14 protein-coding genes are annotated in these 16,544 nt (G+C 44.7%); 8 read left to right on the top strand and 6 right to left on the bottom strand.

What is annotated here, in order from left to right:
• Positions 1–13: 13 nt before the first annotated feature.
• The 6 genes from yaaA to ACX9NY_RS23685 form a co-directional block, all read right to left on the bottom strand.
• Positions 14–229 carry a S4 domain-containing protein YaaA gene (gene yaaA / locus ACX9NY_RS23660; RefSeq protein WP_036611994.1) on the bottom strand — a complete coding sequence of 72 codons (216 nt, stop codon included), beginning with the start codon at positions 227–229 and terminating at the stop codon, positions 14–16.
• A gap of 16 nt (positions 230–245) precedes the next feature.
• Positions 246–1,388, bottom strand: coding sequence for a DNA polymerase III subunit beta (gene dnaN, locus ACX9NY_RS23665; protein ID WP_017691408.1), 1,143 nt, complete (start codon positions 1,386–1,388; stop codon positions 246–248).
• A gap of 220 nt (positions 1,389–1,608) precedes the next feature.
• Positions 1,609–2,955 carry a chromosomal replication initiator protein DnaA gene (dnaA, locus tag ACX9NY_RS23670; RefSeq protein ID WP_339238906.1) on the bottom strand — a complete coding sequence of 449 codons (1,347 nt, stop codon included), beginning with the start codon at positions 2,953–2,955 and terminating at the stop codon, positions 1,609–1,611.
• An 863-nt stretch (positions 2,956–3,818) separates the two neighbouring features.
• Positions 3,819–5,366 carry a gluconokinase gene (gene gntK, locus ACX9NY_RS23675; RefSeq protein ID WP_472475384.1) on the bottom strand — a complete coding sequence of 516 codons (1,548 nt, stop codon included), beginning with the start codon at positions 5,364–5,366 and terminating at the stop codon, positions 3,819–3,821.
• 66 nt (positions 5,367–5,432) lie between these two features.
• Positions 5,433–6,794, bottom strand: a complete 1,362-nt coding sequence (locus tag ACX9NY_RS23680) for a GntT/GntP/DsdX family permease (protein WP_339258145.1) — start codon at positions 6,792–6,794, stop codon at positions 5,433–5,435.
• Between the two features lie 211 nt (positions 6,795–7,005).
• Complete coding sequence (locus ACX9NY_RS23685) at positions 7,006–7,680, bottom strand: GntR family transcriptional regulator (protein WP_472475389.1); 675 nt, start codon at positions 7,678–7,680, stop codon at positions 7,006–7,008.
• A gap of 612 nt (positions 7,681–8,292) precedes the next feature.
• Between ACX9NY_RS23685 and rpmH the strand changes: the two genes are divergently transcribed.
• The 8 genes from rpmH (at position 8,293) to noc (ending at position 16,501) form a co-directional block, all read left to right on the top strand.
• Positions 8,293–8,427, top strand: coding sequence for a 50S ribosomal protein L34 (gene rpmH / locus ACX9NY_RS23690; protein ID WP_017691413.1), 135 nt, complete (start codon positions 8,293–8,295; stop codon positions 8,425–8,427).
• Between the two features lie 359 nt (positions 8,428–8,786).
• The gene (gene rnpA, locus ACX9NY_RS23695; RefSeq protein ID WP_036611981.1) at positions 8,787–9,137 is read left to right on the top strand and encodes a ribonuclease P protein component; all 351 of its coding nucleotides are present in this window, start codon (positions 8,787–8,789) and stop codon (positions 9,135–9,137) included.
• 74 nt (positions 9,138–9,211) lie between these two features.
• Complete coding sequence (locus tag ACX9NY_RS23700) at positions 9,212–10,090, top strand: YidC/Oxa1 family membrane protein insertase (RefSeq protein ID WP_124118701.1); 879 nt, start codon at positions 9,212–9,214, stop codon at positions 10,088–10,090.
• On the top strand, positions 10,087–10,788 hold the full coding sequence (gene jag, locus ACX9NY_RS23705) for an RNA-binding cell elongation regulator Jag/EloR (protein ID WP_339258143.1): 702 nt from the start codon (positions 10,087–10,089) through the stop codon (positions 10,786–10,788). The genes ACX9NY_RS23700 and jag overlap by 4 nt, the downstream gene beginning before the upstream one ends.
• Positions 10,789–11,000: 212 nt before the next feature.
• The gene (gene mnmE / locus ACX9NY_RS23710; protein WP_339238901.1) at positions 11,001–12,377 is read left to right on the top strand and encodes a tRNA uridine-5-carboxymethylaminomethyl(34) synthesis GTPase MnmE; all 1,377 of its coding nucleotides are present in this window, start codon (positions 11,001–11,003) and stop codon (positions 12,375–12,377) included.
• A 180-nt stretch (positions 12,378–12,557) separates the two neighbouring features.
• Positions 12,558–14,447, top strand: coding sequence for a tRNA uridine-5-carboxymethylaminomethyl(34) synthesis enzyme MnmG (gene mnmG, locus ACX9NY_RS23715; protein ID WP_339258141.1), 1,890 nt, complete (start codon positions 12,558–12,560; stop codon positions 14,445–14,447).
• Positions 14,447–15,169, top strand: a complete 723-nt coding sequence (rsmG, locus tag ACX9NY_RS23720; RefSeq protein WP_062836523.1) for a 16S rRNA (guanine(527)-N(7))-methyltransferase RsmG — start codon at positions 14,447–14,449, stop codon at positions 15,167–15,169. Before mnmG ends, rsmG begins: the two co-directional genes overlap by 1 nt.
• Positions 15,170–15,682: 513 nt before the next feature.
• Complete coding sequence (gene noc / locus ACX9NY_RS23725; RefSeq protein ID WP_253442288.1) at positions 15,683–16,501, top strand: nucleoid occlusion protein; 819 nt, start codon at positions 15,683–15,685, stop codon at positions 16,499–16,501.
• The last annotated feature ends 43 nt before the right edge of the window (positions 16,502–16,544 follow it).

The following is a 16,544-nucleotide window of genomic DNA, read 5'->3' on the forward strand; positions in this document are numbered from 1 at the left end:
CGAACTGGTCTTCTTATTCTGCGGCAACTTCGAATGTGCCTTCTCCGTCCACTTCAACGATATCCCCAGGGTATAACTTACGTCCCCGGCGTTCCTCAGGCTCTTTATTCACACGTACAAGTCCTTCCTGAAGCAAAGCTTTGGCCATACCCCCAGTTGGGATGCAATCAGCCAGTTTCAAAAATTGATCAAGCTTAATATATTCCGTTCGAATCGTAACTTGGTTCACTCTGATCTTCCTTTCGTTAGTTGGTCGTCCGATATGGCAATATCACGTAAAGGCTGTGACTGTCATCCAGCGGTTTCAAGATGATAGGACTCATGACTCCTGTAAAAGCGATCATCAGCTGCTCACTTTCAACGACTTTCAGCACATCCAGCATGTATTTGGAGTTGAACGAGATTTTTAACGGATCTCCTGTAAATTCGGCAGGTTCGATTTCTTCTCTTACTTTACCTAGCTCGGAAGAGCTTGAAGAAATTTCAACAGATCCTGAATCCATCGTTTGCATACGCACAATGTTTGTTTTCTCTTCACGCGACAGCAAATAAGCCCGGTCAATGGATTCACTTAATTTTTTTGTATCTAAAACAAGTTCTGTTTTGTATGACGTTGGAATAATTCTAGAAGTATCGGGATATGTTCCGTCCAGAATACGGGAGTAGAACAATACACGGTCGATTTTGAACAGAACCTGATTGTCTGCAACAACGATATCCACAAGCGTATTTTGATCCGGAACAATTTTGCTGAGCTCGTTCAGCGTTTTACCAGAAATGACCACGTTGTTGAAGCGGATACCTTCTGCATTATCCAGCATTGCTGAACGAGTAGCAAGACGGTGGCGGTCCGTTGCCACAAATTTCAATTCGTTGTCACCCAAACTCCAGAGTACACCCGTCAGGATTGGAGTTGTCTCATGTGTGGAAATGGAGAAGACGGTTTGTTTGATCATATTTTTCAGCAAATCGCCTGGAATGGAAACCGTTTGGTTTTCCTCGATGCTTGGCAGTACCGGGAATTCTTCCGGATCAAGACCTACCAGTTGAATCTCGGTAGCACCTGCGGAGATAAAGGTGTTGAAGTTCTCTTTGACTTCCATGTGGACTTCTTGGGATGGCAGCTTCTTGATGATCTCCACGAAAAACTTGGCTGGCAGAACTACACTGCCCGGTTGATCTACCTGAACTACGCTTTTATCTCCATCTTCAAGCGGGATGAAGGATTGAATGGATATATCGGTGTCGCTTGCTGTCAACGTTACACCTTGATGATTCACGTCGAATTTGATACCGCTCAGAATCGGAATCGTTGTACGACTTGAGATCGCTTTGGATACTTGCTGTATGGAATCGTTTAAGTAGTTTTTCATTATGCTGATTTTCATGGTTTCACTCCTAGCTGATTTTTTGGGTGTTGGGGTGTTAAAAGGTGTTTTTCAAAGGCCGAAGGCTAAGCTCCGAAATGGCTATTTTGGAGATGATATCTTTAAGATCTTTTTAGTAATAATAGTAATAGGGGCACTGAATATGTGGATAAGTGGGTATAAACCCGTACACCCAAGCCTATCCACATGTGTATACGTTGTGCATAGGCTTGGGACTTGTTCAGGTTGGATTCTTGATTTTTTCGGTTAAGTTGTTGATAACTTTATAGAGATCCTGATCGTTTTTAATCGCTTGGGAGATTTTTTCGTGAGCATGTATGACAGTGGTATGATCTCGTCCTCCGAATGCTTCCCCAATTTTGGGCAGAGAAAAATCTGTCAGTTCACGAGAGAGATACATGGCAATCTGTCTTGGGAAAGCAACTGCCTTGGTCCGTTTCCGTGCTTTGAAATCTTCAAGCTTAAGGCTATAGTACTCGCCGACCTTTTGTTGGATGTCATGAATAGTGATCATTTTGGGGCGACTGGAAGGAATAATATCCTTCAGTGCTTCAGCTGCCAGATGAGTGGTTACATCTTGATTAGTCAGTGAAGAATAAGCAACGACCCGAATCAGGGCGCCTTCCAGTTCACGGATATTGGTGTCAATCTGGTTGGCGATGTACATCATCGCTTCATTTGGAATATCCAAGTTTTCCGCACGTGCCTTTTTACGCAAGATTGCAATCCTTGTCTCCAAATCAGGAGGCTGGATATCCGTAATTAACCCCCATTCAAATCGAGAACGAAGTCGTTCTTCCAGTGTCGGAATTTCCTTTGGTGGTCTGTCGCTGGAGATGATGATCTGCTTCCGTTCCTCATGCAGCGCATTAAACGTATGGAAAAATTCCTCTTGTGTTGATTCTTTTCCCGCCAAGAACTGAATATCATCAATGAGCAAAATGTCGACGCTCCGGTATTTGTTACGGAAGCTCTCCCCGCGGTTGTCACGGATCGAGTTAATGAATTCGTTGGTGAATTTCTCAGACGACAAATAAACAACTTTGCTGCCTGGATCATGCTCCAGAATGTAATGTCCGATCGCATGCATCAAGTGTGTTTTACCGAGACCTACTCCTCCATACAGAAAAAGAGGGTTGTAAGCTTTGGCGGGCGCTTCAGCGACCGCCAGCGATGCGGCATGGGCAAAACGGTTGCCTGGCCCGATGACAAATGTATCGAACGTATATTTCGGATTCAGCATGCTGAGTACCGCTTCTTCCTGTACAACGGTTGGCGTTGGTGCCGGCAGTTGCGGGTCCGGTTCAGCAGGCTTGTTCTCTTCAATGACAAATTTCACATCGACTTGCTTGCCAAGCAGCTCGTATACCGTCGATCCGACCAATTTGGTGTAACGGCTCTCCAGCCATTCGACGGCAAACGTAGTTGGTGCGGAAATGACGATGGAGCGGTCATTCAGTTTGGTAGCCTTGGTTGCTTTGAACCAGGTATCAAAACTGGGTTTGCTGAGTTTGTTTTGTATGATTGATAAAATTTGCTGCCATAAATCAGAAGTATGGCTGTCCACAGACTGTCACTCCTTTTACATGTTCCAAGTGTGGCTTAAGCCATGATGCAGTGTCGAAATACGAGATATATTGTTGAATTTATCCCCAAACCCCCGCAGGTCAAAAACAAAAAAAGTATGAACAACGGAAAATTGTTCACAACTTTATCCACAGGCTGTTGATAATATTATGGGTCAGATCACATATTCACATCCAAAAGTAATACAATCATAGCAAAAGAAACCCCGCATTTCAACGTATCGCGTGATTTTATCCACAAATTCAATAACTTGTGTATAATTTTTAGTCACAACACAATATATTGTTTATAAACTGTTTAATTTTCGACAGAAAGACCCAAAAACCAAAAATGTTTTATACACAGGTTATCCGTCAAATGATGCCAAATTGTGTGTAAAAGTATTCTTCGTTTGTGAATAACCTGTCTGTGGATAACCGTGAGGTGAACATGGAGCATGATCGAGATCGGAAAAAGAGTTACCCCTCCACCTCGCTTTTTTCATGGCAATGGAACGATGGTGAAAGCTACGAGTTCAATGTCAGGGTAGAGACGAAGAGAGGGGAAACTCATGGATTTAATTGAACAGGATCAGGGGTGTATTTTCTAAACAGATGGTAATTCTGTGATCGGCGATGTAGAAGAATAATGGACTAAAAGGACTTCATTTTGGGATCTGGAATGTGGATTATCCGCAATAAAGAGGTAAGCGGGTGCTTAAACATAGAGGTAGAATGGTATGAATGTATCATATGATTCGGAAGGATAAATTATACGTGTATAACAAAAGAGGTTGTCCTCTAAAACCGATTATTGGTTTTGGAGGACAACCTCTTTTGAAGAGACAATGTATGGATTGATGATTTAGAGACGGGTAATGGACATCTTACGCTGGAATTCAGCGATATCTGCGTATTCCTCTTCCAGTTTGCGAGAGATCCGAATAAAGATGGGTAGCAGCTCTTGGTAGATGGCAGCATTCTCTTTGACAGGGGTGTGTCGATGTGTTGTACCGACCATGGAAGAGACGGCATGAAGCGATTTGATCCGCCCTGTAGCGTACAAACCAAGCACGACAGCACCCAGACAGGAACTTTCGAAACTCTCGGGCACAACGACTTCCTGATTGAAGATATCAGACATCATCTGACGCCAGAGAGGTGAGCGTGCAAACCCACCGGTGGCTTGAATGGAGGTAGGCTGCCCAATCTGTTCTTCCATGGCGAGCAGTACTGTGTATAGGTTGAAAATAACCCCTTCCAGGACAGCACGGATCATATGCTCTTTCTGATGATGGAGTGTTAGGCCAAAAAAGGAACCACGGGCATCCGGATTCCACAATGGTGCACGTTCGCCCGAGAGGTAGGGGTGAAATAGAAGTCCTTCCGATCCTGGCCGGACACGTTCGGCAATTTTGGTCAGCACATCATAGGAATTGATGCCAAGTCGCTTCGCTGTCTCCACTTCAGACGCGGCGAATTCATCCCGCACCCATCGAAACAGCATGCCACCGTTATTCACAGGCCCCCCAATAACCCAAAGATTCTCTGTAAGGGCGTAACAGAACGTTCGACCTTTTGGGTCGGTAACAGGACGGTCCACGACGGTACGAATGGCACCGCTGGTTCCGATAGTTGCTGCAACTACACCAGGTTCAATGGCGTTTACGCCGAGATTGGATAAAACCCCGTCACTTGCGCCAATAACGAAAGGTGTGGAGGGGGAGAGAGCCATTTTTTCAGCCGATTCGTGATTCATTCCTTCTAATATATATGTTGTTGGCACGAGCTTCGAGAGATGGTCTGGTGTAATGCCTGCTACCTCAAGGGCCTCTGCATCCCAGTCCAGTTGTTCCAGATTGAGCAAACCTGTGCAGGAAGCGATGGAATGGTCGACGACATATTGCCCGAATAGACGGAAGAACAGATATTCTTTAATCGAAATAAATTTCGCTGTACGCTCAAAAATTTCAGGCTCATCGTGGCGCAGCCACATTAGTTTGGTTAGAGGTGACATCGGATGAATAGGTGTACCTGTGCGCAGGTAGATTCGATGTCCCAATCCATTCTCTTGCAGCTGGGCAGACCATGCGGCACTTCGATTATCCGCCCAGGTGATGCAACGGGTTAAGGGTGTGTTATCCTGTCCCATAGCAATGACACTATGCATAGCTGAGCTGCAGGATACAAACAGAATCTGCTCGGCAACTACACCGCTCTGTTCCATGACTCCACGGACAGAGCGAAGGGCCGCTTGTACAATCTCTTCAGGGTCCTGTTCGGCAACATCGGGTGCAGGGGTATACAAAGGGTATTCCTGCGTTGACGTGCTGATAACGGAGCCTTGCTCGGTAAATAACACGGATTTGGTACTGGTTGTACCAATATCGATCCCAATCATATAGTTGTTCATGTATTTAATCCTTCTTTCTCCAGAAAGCGATGAGATTTTAATTTCTTTCTACTATAGAGACCCCATTTATACCACTGTACTCAGAAGCAAAATAAAGATCAGTCCAACCACGGATAATAGTGTTTCCATAACGGTCCACGTTTTCAATGTCTGGGAAACGCTCATATTAAAGAATTCTTTGATCATCCAGAATCCCGCATCATTCACATGAGACAAGATGAGTGACCCTGCACCTGTAGCGAGTACAACCAGCTCAATATTGACACCTGGTGTGAGTGCAAGCACTGGCGCGACAATGCCGGCCGCAGTTGTCATAGCTACGGTTGCTGAACCGGTAGCTACACGAATGAGCGCAGCGACAAGCCAGGCAAACAGGATGATGTTGATGTTGGCATGGGTAGCGACATCAGCAATGGCGTTACCTACACCACTATTGATCAATACCTGTTTGAAGGCACCGCCTCCACCAATAATGAGAATGATGGTCGCTGTAGGTGCCAGACATTCACTGGTGAAGCGAGAGATATCATGTTTGGTGAATCCACGTGCAAAGCCAAGTGAAAAGAGGGCAAACACAACTGAAATGAGCAGAGCAATGATCTCATGCCCGATAAATTCACTGAAAACAGTGAAGCCGCTCGTGGCATTTGGGTCAATGATGCTTGCTATGGAACCAATCAGCATCAAAATAACCGGCAGCAATATGGTAAACAGGGTAATACCAAACCCAGGCATGTTGCTGTTTGTTTTGTTTGCGAATTGTTCAGCCAGTTCAGCTGGCGGTTCGGTGTGTATTCTTTTGCCTATAAATTTACCAAACAAAGGACCTGCAATAATTGCTGTAGGAATACCAACAATCAGGGAGTACAAAATGGTTTTACCCAGATCCGCGCTGTAGGCTTCAATCGCTATCATTGGCGCGGGGTGGGGGGGAACCAAGCCGTGTACAGTCGACAGACCGGCCAAAATGGGAATACCGATCTGAAGTAGAGACATATTGGTTTTACGTGCAACGGTGAAGATGATCGGAATCATCAAAATTACGCCGACTTCGAAGAAAACAGGAATACCAACGATAAATCCAACGATCATCATGGCCCAGTGCACACGTTTCACACCGAACCGATCGACCAATGTCGTTGCAATACGTTCGGCACCGCCAGATTCGGCCATCATCTTGCCAAGCATCGTACCAAGAGCAATAACAATTGCAATGGTTCCAAGTGTGCCGCCAAGTCCCCCGGTAATGGAAGAGATCACATCGGCAGGTTTCATACCTGTAAGCAAACCGAGCATTAATGCGGACAACAGCAGGGTGATGAAGGGATTCCATTTATACTTGGAAATCAAGACGATTAGAAAAACGATCGCAATTAACGTCCAAACCAATAATGTTGCGTTGTGGGAAAGTCCAAAAAGAGTGCTCATGATGTTATGTGCTCCTTTATTTCTGATATAGAACGCTTACAAGTGAAATTTACGTCAACAATCTTATTCGTGCCGGTACTTGAAAAAAGGTATTGGCGAGAAATCTAGTTTTATCATGCCCAAAGTGAAACAAAATCGCATTTTGTATACTTGTCGACAAGTTAAGCCGCAATCACTCACAGCGGATATGATTGCAAACGCCCTGCTCCTTTTAGGAATCAAAGCTTTCGTGCAGGGTTTTACCGGAATCCTGAAAATACGTGCGGACTCCAGCCTGAATGAGTATTTTGTCGCCGGATTCAAGTGCTTCAACGAGCAACCGGTGTTTCTCAATTACAGCGCTTACTTTCTGCTCGCCTTGAACGAATACTCTGCGCGTCGTGAGCAGCATAACGGTCATCACAACATATCGAATACTCTTCCATAGATGTGAAATACGGGAATGCTGGGCGGCTTCAATAATCGTTTCGTGGAAAACGAGGTCCTGATAGGCGAATTCGACAGCGTCCTGATGTCGTCCAGCAAGTTGCATTTTGTCGATTACGTTACGCAACTGGGTGATTAATGACGCTGGAACATCACCTGCGAGTCGCTGCTGCACAAAACTTTCAATCAGGAAACGGACATCATACAATTCTTCGACATCCTTGATTCGTAGTCCAATGACAACGACACCCATCCGTTCAAGCCGAATAAGGCCTTCATTGGACAATGTTCGTAACGCTTCACGAACAGGTGAACGACTGCTGTCAAAATCAGCCGCAATTCGATTTTCCGACAAAATCTCTCCAGGTCGAAGGGTACCACTGATGATCCGCAGCCTTAATTCGCAGGCTATGGCTTCACCACGGGAAGCCCCTTGAAGCCAGGAAGAAGGAAATAGCATATGGCTAACGCTCCTATTAATAATAATCAGTTCATTACTGATCATAACATAACTATTTTGCAGACTGGACATTTCAGTTCAATCCATAGTTTGCAAGCTGCAAGCTAACGGCTAATGTTTTTTTCAAAGGACTACTAAAGGCAGGTAAGTAACCAGCTCCATCCATATACTTGTATACAAGATGTGATTTTTATCCTACACCTTTCTCAAAAGCTTGTAAACCATAATTGAAGCGGATACAACATGATTGGAATTCGGCAATATCAATAACCTATAATCATTATCCACATGTGAATAACTTCAAACAGAATGGAATAAAGAAGATAGTGGGCATTGGAGGGTGTGGATAACTATAAATGATGAAATATGGTGTTCTGATCAGGGTATGGGGATAACTTTCAGGACTCTCTTCGAGGCTTAGTAATGAGATTCAAGTGAAGGGACTGTGGTCATTACTTTGGGTCAGCTGGAGAGGATATATAAAAGAGGGAGAAGCTGTGCGTCTTGCAGTTGACTTTTGCAGGTGGACATGGTTAAATATATAAAGGTGTTTTCTGTGAAGATGAAAGTGATTCATCACATAAGTATTTCCTTGTGAGGAGGTGCAATACATTGAGACCTACATTCAAACCGAACGTTAGCAAACGTAAAAAAGTTCATGGTTTCCGGAAAAGAATGAGCACGAGCAACGGCCGTAAAATTTTGGCCGCACGTCGCCTTAAAGGCCGTAAAAACCTGAGTGCTTAATGCATTGAAGACCACCGAGGTGGTCTTTTTTTTCTTAATGAGCTCAATTCAGACTGGATGCTGGTACAGATCAGGTCTGAAAGGTCTGCGAAAAAGTACTGAACACACACGATGTATGTGGAGTGAGTTTTCCATTTTACGAAAACTTACCTTTATATAAGGATGAATGTTGTTTCGTTTCATTTGGCCGAGTAACAATTATCCCGGATGAATGATTATGAGGTTCAATTAGCCGATCAACAATTCGTCCAAATGAAGTTGTCGCCAAGACGGTTTACCGTCATTCAAGAAAGCCTATACTAAATCAGTAATGAGGCCTCCGTCAATAACAATGATGGAGAACAGCAAGGAGAAGTGCCGTGTATAAAAGACTGCGTCTACGAAACCGGGCGGACTTTAGCCGCGTATACCGGTATGGAAAATCGTTTGCCAATCATCAATTCGTGGTGTATGGCTGCCGCCGTAAAGATACGGAACAATTCCGGGTTGGTGTATCCTGCAGCAAGAAAATCGGAAACGCTGTCGTACGCAACCGGATGAGACGCATGATTAAGGAAATTGTTCGTCATCATGAACATGAGATCGTTACGCAGATGGATCTGATTTTTATCGTCAGAAAAGGTGCGCTGGACATGCCCTATAAGGAAATGGAAAAAAGCCTGCTCCATGCGATGCGCAAGGGCTCACTTTTGAAGTCAAGTAAGCGGTAAGCTTCGGTTTATTTGTCCTCCTAATTATGGTATGATTTACGGTGGAATGGAATGGTTAAGAGAGGGGTTATGAAGTGTCGCGATTGAAGACATCAAAGGGGAAGTGGATTCTCCTCATTGCAGTCATTGCAATGGTCACCGTACTCGCCGGATGTACTCCACAAGGAGCCGGGGTTACTACGGAAGATCTGAAGAACAGTGGCTCATTCTGGCAAAGTAATGTTGTATATTGGTTTTCACTAGCGCTCGATACATTCGCCAACTGGTTTAACGGTGAATATGGACTGGCTGTCCTCGTAATGGTGCTTATTGTTCGGACATTGATTTTACCATTAACAATGAAACAGGTCCGTAGCTCCAAAGCCATGCAGGCAATTCAGCCGCAACTGAAGGAGATTCAAGCGAAGTATAAAGATACACCTGAGAAAGTTCAGCAAGAAACAATGAAGTTGTTTCAAGAGAACAAAGTTAATCCGATGGCCGGTTGTCTGCCGCTTATCATTCAGATGCCGATTTACATCGCACTTTATAACTCAATTTATGGCAACTCCAGTCTGAGAACCCATGATTTCTTGTGGCTCCAGCTCGGAGAACCCGATCACCTGTTTATTTTGCCAGTGCTGGCTGCGATCACTACATTCATTCAAACATGGATGATGATGCGTATGAACCCTGCACAGCAAGTGGGACCAATGCAGTTCATGCTGTGGGTTTACCCTATCTTGATCTTCGTGATGTCCTATCAGTTCCCGTCAGCACTTCCGCTGTACTGGTTCTACAGTAACATCTACACGATCGTGCAAAACTATTTCCTTTACCGGAATAATGATAAAATCGTGGCTGAGGTCAACGTGAAGCAGAATAGCTCTTCGAAAAATGGAGCTAAACGCAAAAACGGTGGCAAAGCGACCGTCTCTGGAAAAGGGTCGAAAGGGGCCAAAAAATCGAAATGACCAAAGTCATTACGTCAGGAAAAACCGTTGAAGATGCTGTAAACCAAGGATTGACTGAGCTTGGCGTAAGTCGGGACAAGGTCGAGATACAAGTGTTAGAGCAGCCGTCAAAAGGATTCCTGGGTTTGTTCGGGGTGAGGGCGGCCAAAGTAGAAGTGAAATTGTTGCCTGTACCAGAAGTTGTCCCACAGCCGATCAAACCAGCTGCATACCAACCTGAAGTTGATGCATTACTTGAGGATATCGCAGCTAAAAATCCCTATGAAGAAGCGGCTGCTTTCTTGAAAGAGGTCGCAGCAGGTATGGGACTGGATGTTGAAGTGCATATCAAAAAACAGCGGGATGGACATATCTTCAATATTGCCGGAGAAGATCTGGGCATGATTATTGGCAGACGTGGACAGACGCTGGATGCGCTTCAGTATCTAACGAACATTGTAGCGAACCGATACTCGGAAAGCTTTGTTCGAATTGTGCTCGACGCGGAGAATTTCCGTCAACGTCGGCGGAAGACGCTGGAGGATCTGGCTGAACGGTTGGCTGGACAAGCCATCCGTACCGGCAAGGAAGTTGTACTGGAGCCAATGCCTCCGCTCGAACGAAAAGTCATTCATGCTAAACTGCAAAACCACCCGCAGATTAAGACATTAAGTAAGGGTGAGGAGCCTAATCGGCGTGTGGTTATTACGACGAAATAACACGAAATTGAAGACGCAATGGCTTCCTGCCCGGTGCAGAAGCCATTGCTTTTTTCGTACAGAAGCAATTTGGTAAGGTGTGTAGAAACAAGTAAAGAGAGAACTTAATACGATAAGTGACATGTCATATGTTATATCATTAATAGATTCGAAAATGGATATGGCGTTCCCCGAGGGACGGCAATTTTAAAATAGAGCAAGGAGAGATAACCATGATCAGTGATACGATCACAGCGATATCAACGGCTGTTGGAGAGGCGGGTATCGCCGTGATCCGGGTCAGCGGCCCGGAAGCAGTGTCGGAGACGGAAAAGATTTTCCGCAGCAAAACCCCTTTAACTCAGGCAGCATCCCATACGGTTCATTATGGTCATATTATAGATCCGGCGAGCGGCGAGAAGATCGAGGAAGTGCTGGTTACAGTCATGCGAGCACCTCGGTCGTTCACAACCGAAGATGTCGTGGAGATTAGTGCGCATGGCGGCGTGGTGTCGGTAAAACGGGTCATGGACCTGCTGTTGCAGCTAGATATTCGTCTGGCTGAACCCGGTGAGTTCACGAAGCGTGCTTTCCTGAATGGGCGGATTGACCTGTCTCAGGCTGAAGGTGTCATGGATCTTATTCGTTCCAAATCGGACCGGGCTTTCTCGGTTGCATTAAAACAGGTCGAAGGTAAACTGTCCTCCAAACTGCGTGATCTACGCTATACTTTGGTGGAAACATTGGCTCATATTGAAGTGAATATTGATTATCCAGAGCATGATGTGGAATCGTTAACGTCTGATTTTATTAAAGAAAAGTCCAGTCAGGTTATGACTGAAATTGATAAATTGTTGACTACAGCAGAACAAGGAAAGATCCTGCGAGAAGGGATCACGACGGCGATCGTTGGACGACCTAACGTAGGTAAATCCTCATTGATGAATACACTTGCGCAAGATAATCGAGCTATTGTCACGGACATTCCAGGAACAACTCGTGATGTAATCGAGGAGTTTATTACGATTAATAATATCCCGCTGAAGTTGCTTGATACGGCAGGAATTCGGGAAACGATGGACGTTGTTGAGAAGATCGGGGTAGAACGTTCACGTTCCGCGGTAAGTGAAGCCGATCTGATCTTAATGGTCGTGAATGCTGCGGAGCCACTTCATCCGGATGAGATTGAATTATTGGAACAAATCCGCGGTAGACAATCGATAATCATTATGAATAAAATGGACTTAACGCCACAGGTAGAACGTGACGTGCTGCTTCGTTACATTCCGGAAGAACGGCTTGTACCGATGTCAGTGAAAGATGATCTGGGTGTAGATCGACTGGAAGATGCCATCTCTACACTATTTTTCAGTGGTAAACTGGAGTCGGCAGACCTGACCTATGTCAGCAATGTGCGTCATATAGCGTTGCTCAAAAAAGCAAAGCAGTCCCTGGTGGATGCCTATGAAGCAGCAGATCAGTTCGTTCCGATTGATATGATTCAGATTGATGTTCGTTTGGCGTGGGAGCATTTGGGCGAGATTGTTGGAGATACAGCACATGATGCATTAATTGATCAGATTTTCTCCCAGTTCTGTCTAGGAAAGTAAAAAAAATATACTGCGGATTGACTTGAATCGTAGTGTATGATGGAAAGGTACAATTTCTGCCTGTTGTCAAAGGATGGAATGATGTTGTAGCCATTACGTGTTGGTTTCATATAGATAGGAATGCAAGTTCCGATGAACGGTTAGAAGTATTTTGTTTTCATAACAAGGGGGTAAACGGGAATGGCTTTTGATGGCGGCAGTTATGATGTAATCGTCGTTGGTGCAGGGCATGCTGGTGTGGAATCCGCACTGGCCGCAGCTCGTATGGGGTCCAAAACACTAATGATTACGATTAATCTGGATATGGTGGCCTTTATGCCTTGTAACCCATCCATTGGGGGACCGGCGAAAGGACATGTCGTGCGTGAGATTGATGCTCTTGGTGGAGAAATGGGACGGAATATCGATAAAACCTTTATTCAGATGCGGATGCTTAACACAGGTAAAGGGCCTGCTGTTCATGCGCTTCGTGCTCAGGCAGATAAATTCTCCTATCAGCATAAAATGAAGGAAACAATGGAGAATGAACGTAATCTGACGATGCGTCAAGGTATGGTTGATCGCCTGATCGTTGAAGACGGAAAATGTGTAGGCGTCGTGACTCAGACGGGAACAGAGTATCGGGCCAAAGCAGTCGTTCTGACGACAGGCACATACTTGCGCGGCAAAGTGATCATGGGTGAGCTGATGTATGAGAGTGGACCGAACAATCAACAACCATCTCTTAAATTGTCAGAGCATCTGCGTGAACTGGGCTTTGATCTGGTTCGTTTCAAAACAGGTACACCACCACGTGTGCATAAGGATACGATTGATTTTAGCAAAACCGAAATTCAGCCTGGCGATGATGAGCCGAAGTTCTTTTCCTATGAAACAGAATCTTCCGATAATGAGCAGCTGCCTTGCTGGTTGACGTATACATCTGTGGAAACACATCAGATTATTAATGATAATCTGCATCGCGCACCGATGTTTTCGGGGGTAATTGAAGGGACTGGACCGCGTTATTGTCCATCCATTGAGGATAAAATTGTTCGGTTTAGTGACAAGCCTAAACATCAGATTTTCCTCGAGCCGGAAGGCAAAAATACATCCGAGTATTATGTGCAGGGACTATCTACAAGTCTGCCGGAAGATGTTCAACTTGCGGTTCTGCGCTCCATTCCAGGTATGGAAAAAGTGGAAATGATGCGTAACGGTTATGCGATTGAATATGATGCGATGGTACCTACACAATTGTGGCCATCACTTGAAACCAAACGTCTGCCAGGTCTGTTCACAGCAGGTCAGATTAATGGTACATCGGGTTATGAAGAAGCGGCTGGACAAGGCGTTATGGCTGGCATTAATGCAGCACGCAAAGTACAAGATAAAGAGCCGATTGTGCTTGATCGCTCCCAAGGATATATTGGCGTGCTGATTGATGATCTGGTAACGAAGGGTACGAATGAACCGTATCGTCTGTTGACTTCGCGTGCTGAATATCGTCTGCTGCTTCGTCATGATAATGCAGATATGCGCTTGACGGAAATCGGACATGACATTGGTCTGATCCCAGATGATCGTTATGCGAAATTCCTGGATAAAAAGGCGAAAGTCGAGCAGGAAGTCGCACGTCTGAAAGTGGCTAAAGCTCGCCCGGTTGAAGTGAACGCGAAGTTAGAAGAGTACGGATCTACACCTATTCAGGATGGCAGTACGTTGCTTACCTTGCTACGTCGCCCGGAACTGGGGTATGAACTGATTGAACAACTCTCACCATCTGAGGTAGAACTGACAGCAGATATGAAAGAACAAGTCGAAATACAAATTAAATATGCGGGTTATATTGAGAAACAATTGATCCACGTGGAACGTTTGCAAAAGATGGAGAAAAAGAAAATTCCGGACACCATCGTATATGATGAGATTCATGGTCTTGCTATGGAAGCCAAGCAGAAGCTCGCTATGATTCGTCCAATCTCGATTGGTCAGGCTTCTCGTATTGCTGGAGTTACTCCTGCTGACATCTCCATTCTGCTGGTCTACCTGGAGCATTATAACCGTGTAACCGCAGCAAGGGGACAATAATGGACGATATTCAACAGCAACTGCAGCGGCGCTTAAAGAAACATGGATTAGAGCTGGGAGAACTCCAGTTGGAGCAATTCGAGTTGTATTATCAGGAATTGGTATCCTGGAATGAAAAGATGAATCTGACTGGAATCACGGATCGTGAGCAAGTGTATACCAAGCATTTCTATGATTCAGTATCACTGGCTTTTTATACTGACATGACCAAAGTGAATAAGCTGGCTGACATTGGTTCTGGAGCAGGTTTTCCTGGATTGCCACTGAAAATCTGTTTCCCGCACATTAAGCTTACGATCATTGATTCGTTGAATAAACGGATTGGCTTTCTACAGCATGTGGTAGATATCCTTGGCCTGACAGACGTGGAGTTGGTTCATGGACGTGCTGAAGAGATTGGACGTAAAGAAGGATATCGTGACAGCTACGATCTCGTTACGGCGCGTGCGGTAGCCAAGCTGGCTGTGCTGAATGAATTCTGTCTTCCTTTTGTTCGTAAAAGTGGAATATTCGCTGCAATGAAGGGCGGAGACCCGCGTGAGGAAATGAAAGAGGCGGAATTCAGCTTCAATCAGCTGAAAGGACGGGTTAAAGCCGTTCATCCATTTCAGCTACCGGTTGAAGAATCAGAGCGTCATATCATCCTGATTCAGAAATTTGATAAGACACCATATAAGTATCCACGCAAACCAGGCACTCCAATGAAGACGCCACTGGTATAGTATTGTGATGGCTGTGTAATCAGTCATAACTAAATAGATTGTAAACACGTATTAAGAGGATGTTTCACGTGAAACATCTTCTTTTTTTTGTTTTCAAAAGGAAAGGTTTAGTTAACATCACAGACAAGGCATTTTACATATTTCTAAAAGAACCTCTCATGATAAACTTCGTGTAAATTAGCTCATAAACATTTTCGCTAATTGAATGTGTGCCAGTGGTCATATTTCCAATATTCACAAAGAAAAAGCAGGAAAATTAGCAGAGTTTAAAGAATAGGTAAGCATAGGATTATGATAGAAAAGATGATAGAATAGAAGTATCCGATCCTGGGTCACAGTGATCATAGATTATATGTATAGATAGATGGATATGCGTCCGATGTTGCATGACAGAAAGCATTATGAAAGGCAAAACTTATTCCAAGAACGATGCAATTGAAGGGTCGCTTATTGAATAAGAAGCACCTGCAAAGACTGTGGGAGCTATTACGAAACTAGGTGGTAATCTGCGGAATGAAAGAACAATTTTCGAAGTTGTTTGGTTTGGCGGAGCGCAATAACGGAGATGAGATCAAACAGATTCCGGTTAATGAAATTGTGAGCAGCCCATATCAACCCCGTACTATTTTTGATGATGATAAAATTGATGAGTTGTTGCAGACGATCAAAACACATGGCGTCATTCAGCCTATTGTCGTTCGCGTGCGAAATGGATCATATGAGATTATTGCCGGGGAACGTCGCTGGCGTGCAGTTCGAAAACTGGGCTTGGATACGATTCCTGCTATTGTGCGTGAATTCAACGATTCTCAGGCCGCATCCATTGCACTGATTGAGAACCTGCAGCGTGAAGGATTGACTTCAATTGAAGAAGCGGTCGCTTATCAGAAGCTGATCGACTTGCATCAGCTGACACAGGAAAGTCTTGCGCAACGACTCGGCAAAAGCCAGTCAACCATTGCCAACAAAATCCGGTTGTTACAGCTACCGGATGGCATTAAGGCTGCATTGATGGAACGCAAAATTTCTGAACGTCATGCAAGAGCATTACTTTCTCTCGATACGGAAGAATTGCAGATGAAGTTGCTCGGTGAGATTATTGAGAAAGAATTAAACGTGAAACAGACAGAGGCACGTGTTGCCTTCTACAAGGAATCTTCCAAGATCAAAAAATCCAAACGTATTTCCTTTACCAAGGACGTTAGACTTGCACTGAATACGATTCGCCAATCCATTGATATGGTAACTGGCTCTGGTCTGGATATCAAAACAAAAGAAGCAGACCATGAGGATCATTATGAGATCGTTATCCATATTCCCAAACGTAAATAATTGAAGCTTATGGCGGCAATGGGCCGCTTTTTATGTCTATAAA

This window comes from Paenibacillus sp. CB74 (assembly GCF_055687625.1).

Excerpts from the sequence above, each read along its gene's own strand:
- noc (WP_253442288.1), top strand. The coding sequence starts at position 15,683 with ATGAAAGAACAATTTTCGAAGTTGTTTGGTTTGGCGGAGCGCAATAAC.
- mnmE (WP_339238901.1), top strand. The coding sequence starts at position 11,001 with ATGATCAGTGATACGATCACAGCGATATCAACGGCTGTTGGAGAGGCG.
- mnmG (WP_339258141.1), top strand. The coding sequence starts at position 12,558 with ATGGCTTTTGATGGCGGCAGTTATGATGTAATCGTCGTTGGTGCAGGG.
- ACX9NY_RS23685 (WP_472475389.1), bottom strand. The coding sequence starts at position 7,680 with ATGCTATTTCCTTCTTCCTGGCTTCAAGGGGCTTCCCGTGGTGAAGCC.
- dnaN (WP_017691408.1), bottom strand. The coding sequence starts at position 1,388 with ATGAAAATCAGCATAATGAAAAACTACTTAAACGATTCCATACAGCAA.
- jag (WP_339258143.1), top strand. The coding sequence starts at position 10,087 with ATGACCAAAGTCATTACGTCAGGAAAAACCGTTGAAGATGCTGTAAAC.
- rsmG (WP_062836523.1), top strand. The coding sequence starts at position 14,447 with ATGGACGATATTCAACAGCAACTGCAGCGGCGCTTAAAGAAACATGGA.
- ACX9NY_RS23680 (WP_339258145.1), bottom strand. The coding sequence starts at position 6,794 with ATGAGCACTCTTTTTGGACTTTCCCACAACGCAACATTATTGGTTTGG.
- gntK (WP_472475384.1), bottom strand. The coding sequence starts at position 5,366 with ATGAACAACTATATGATTGGGATCGATATTGGTACAACCAGTACCAAA.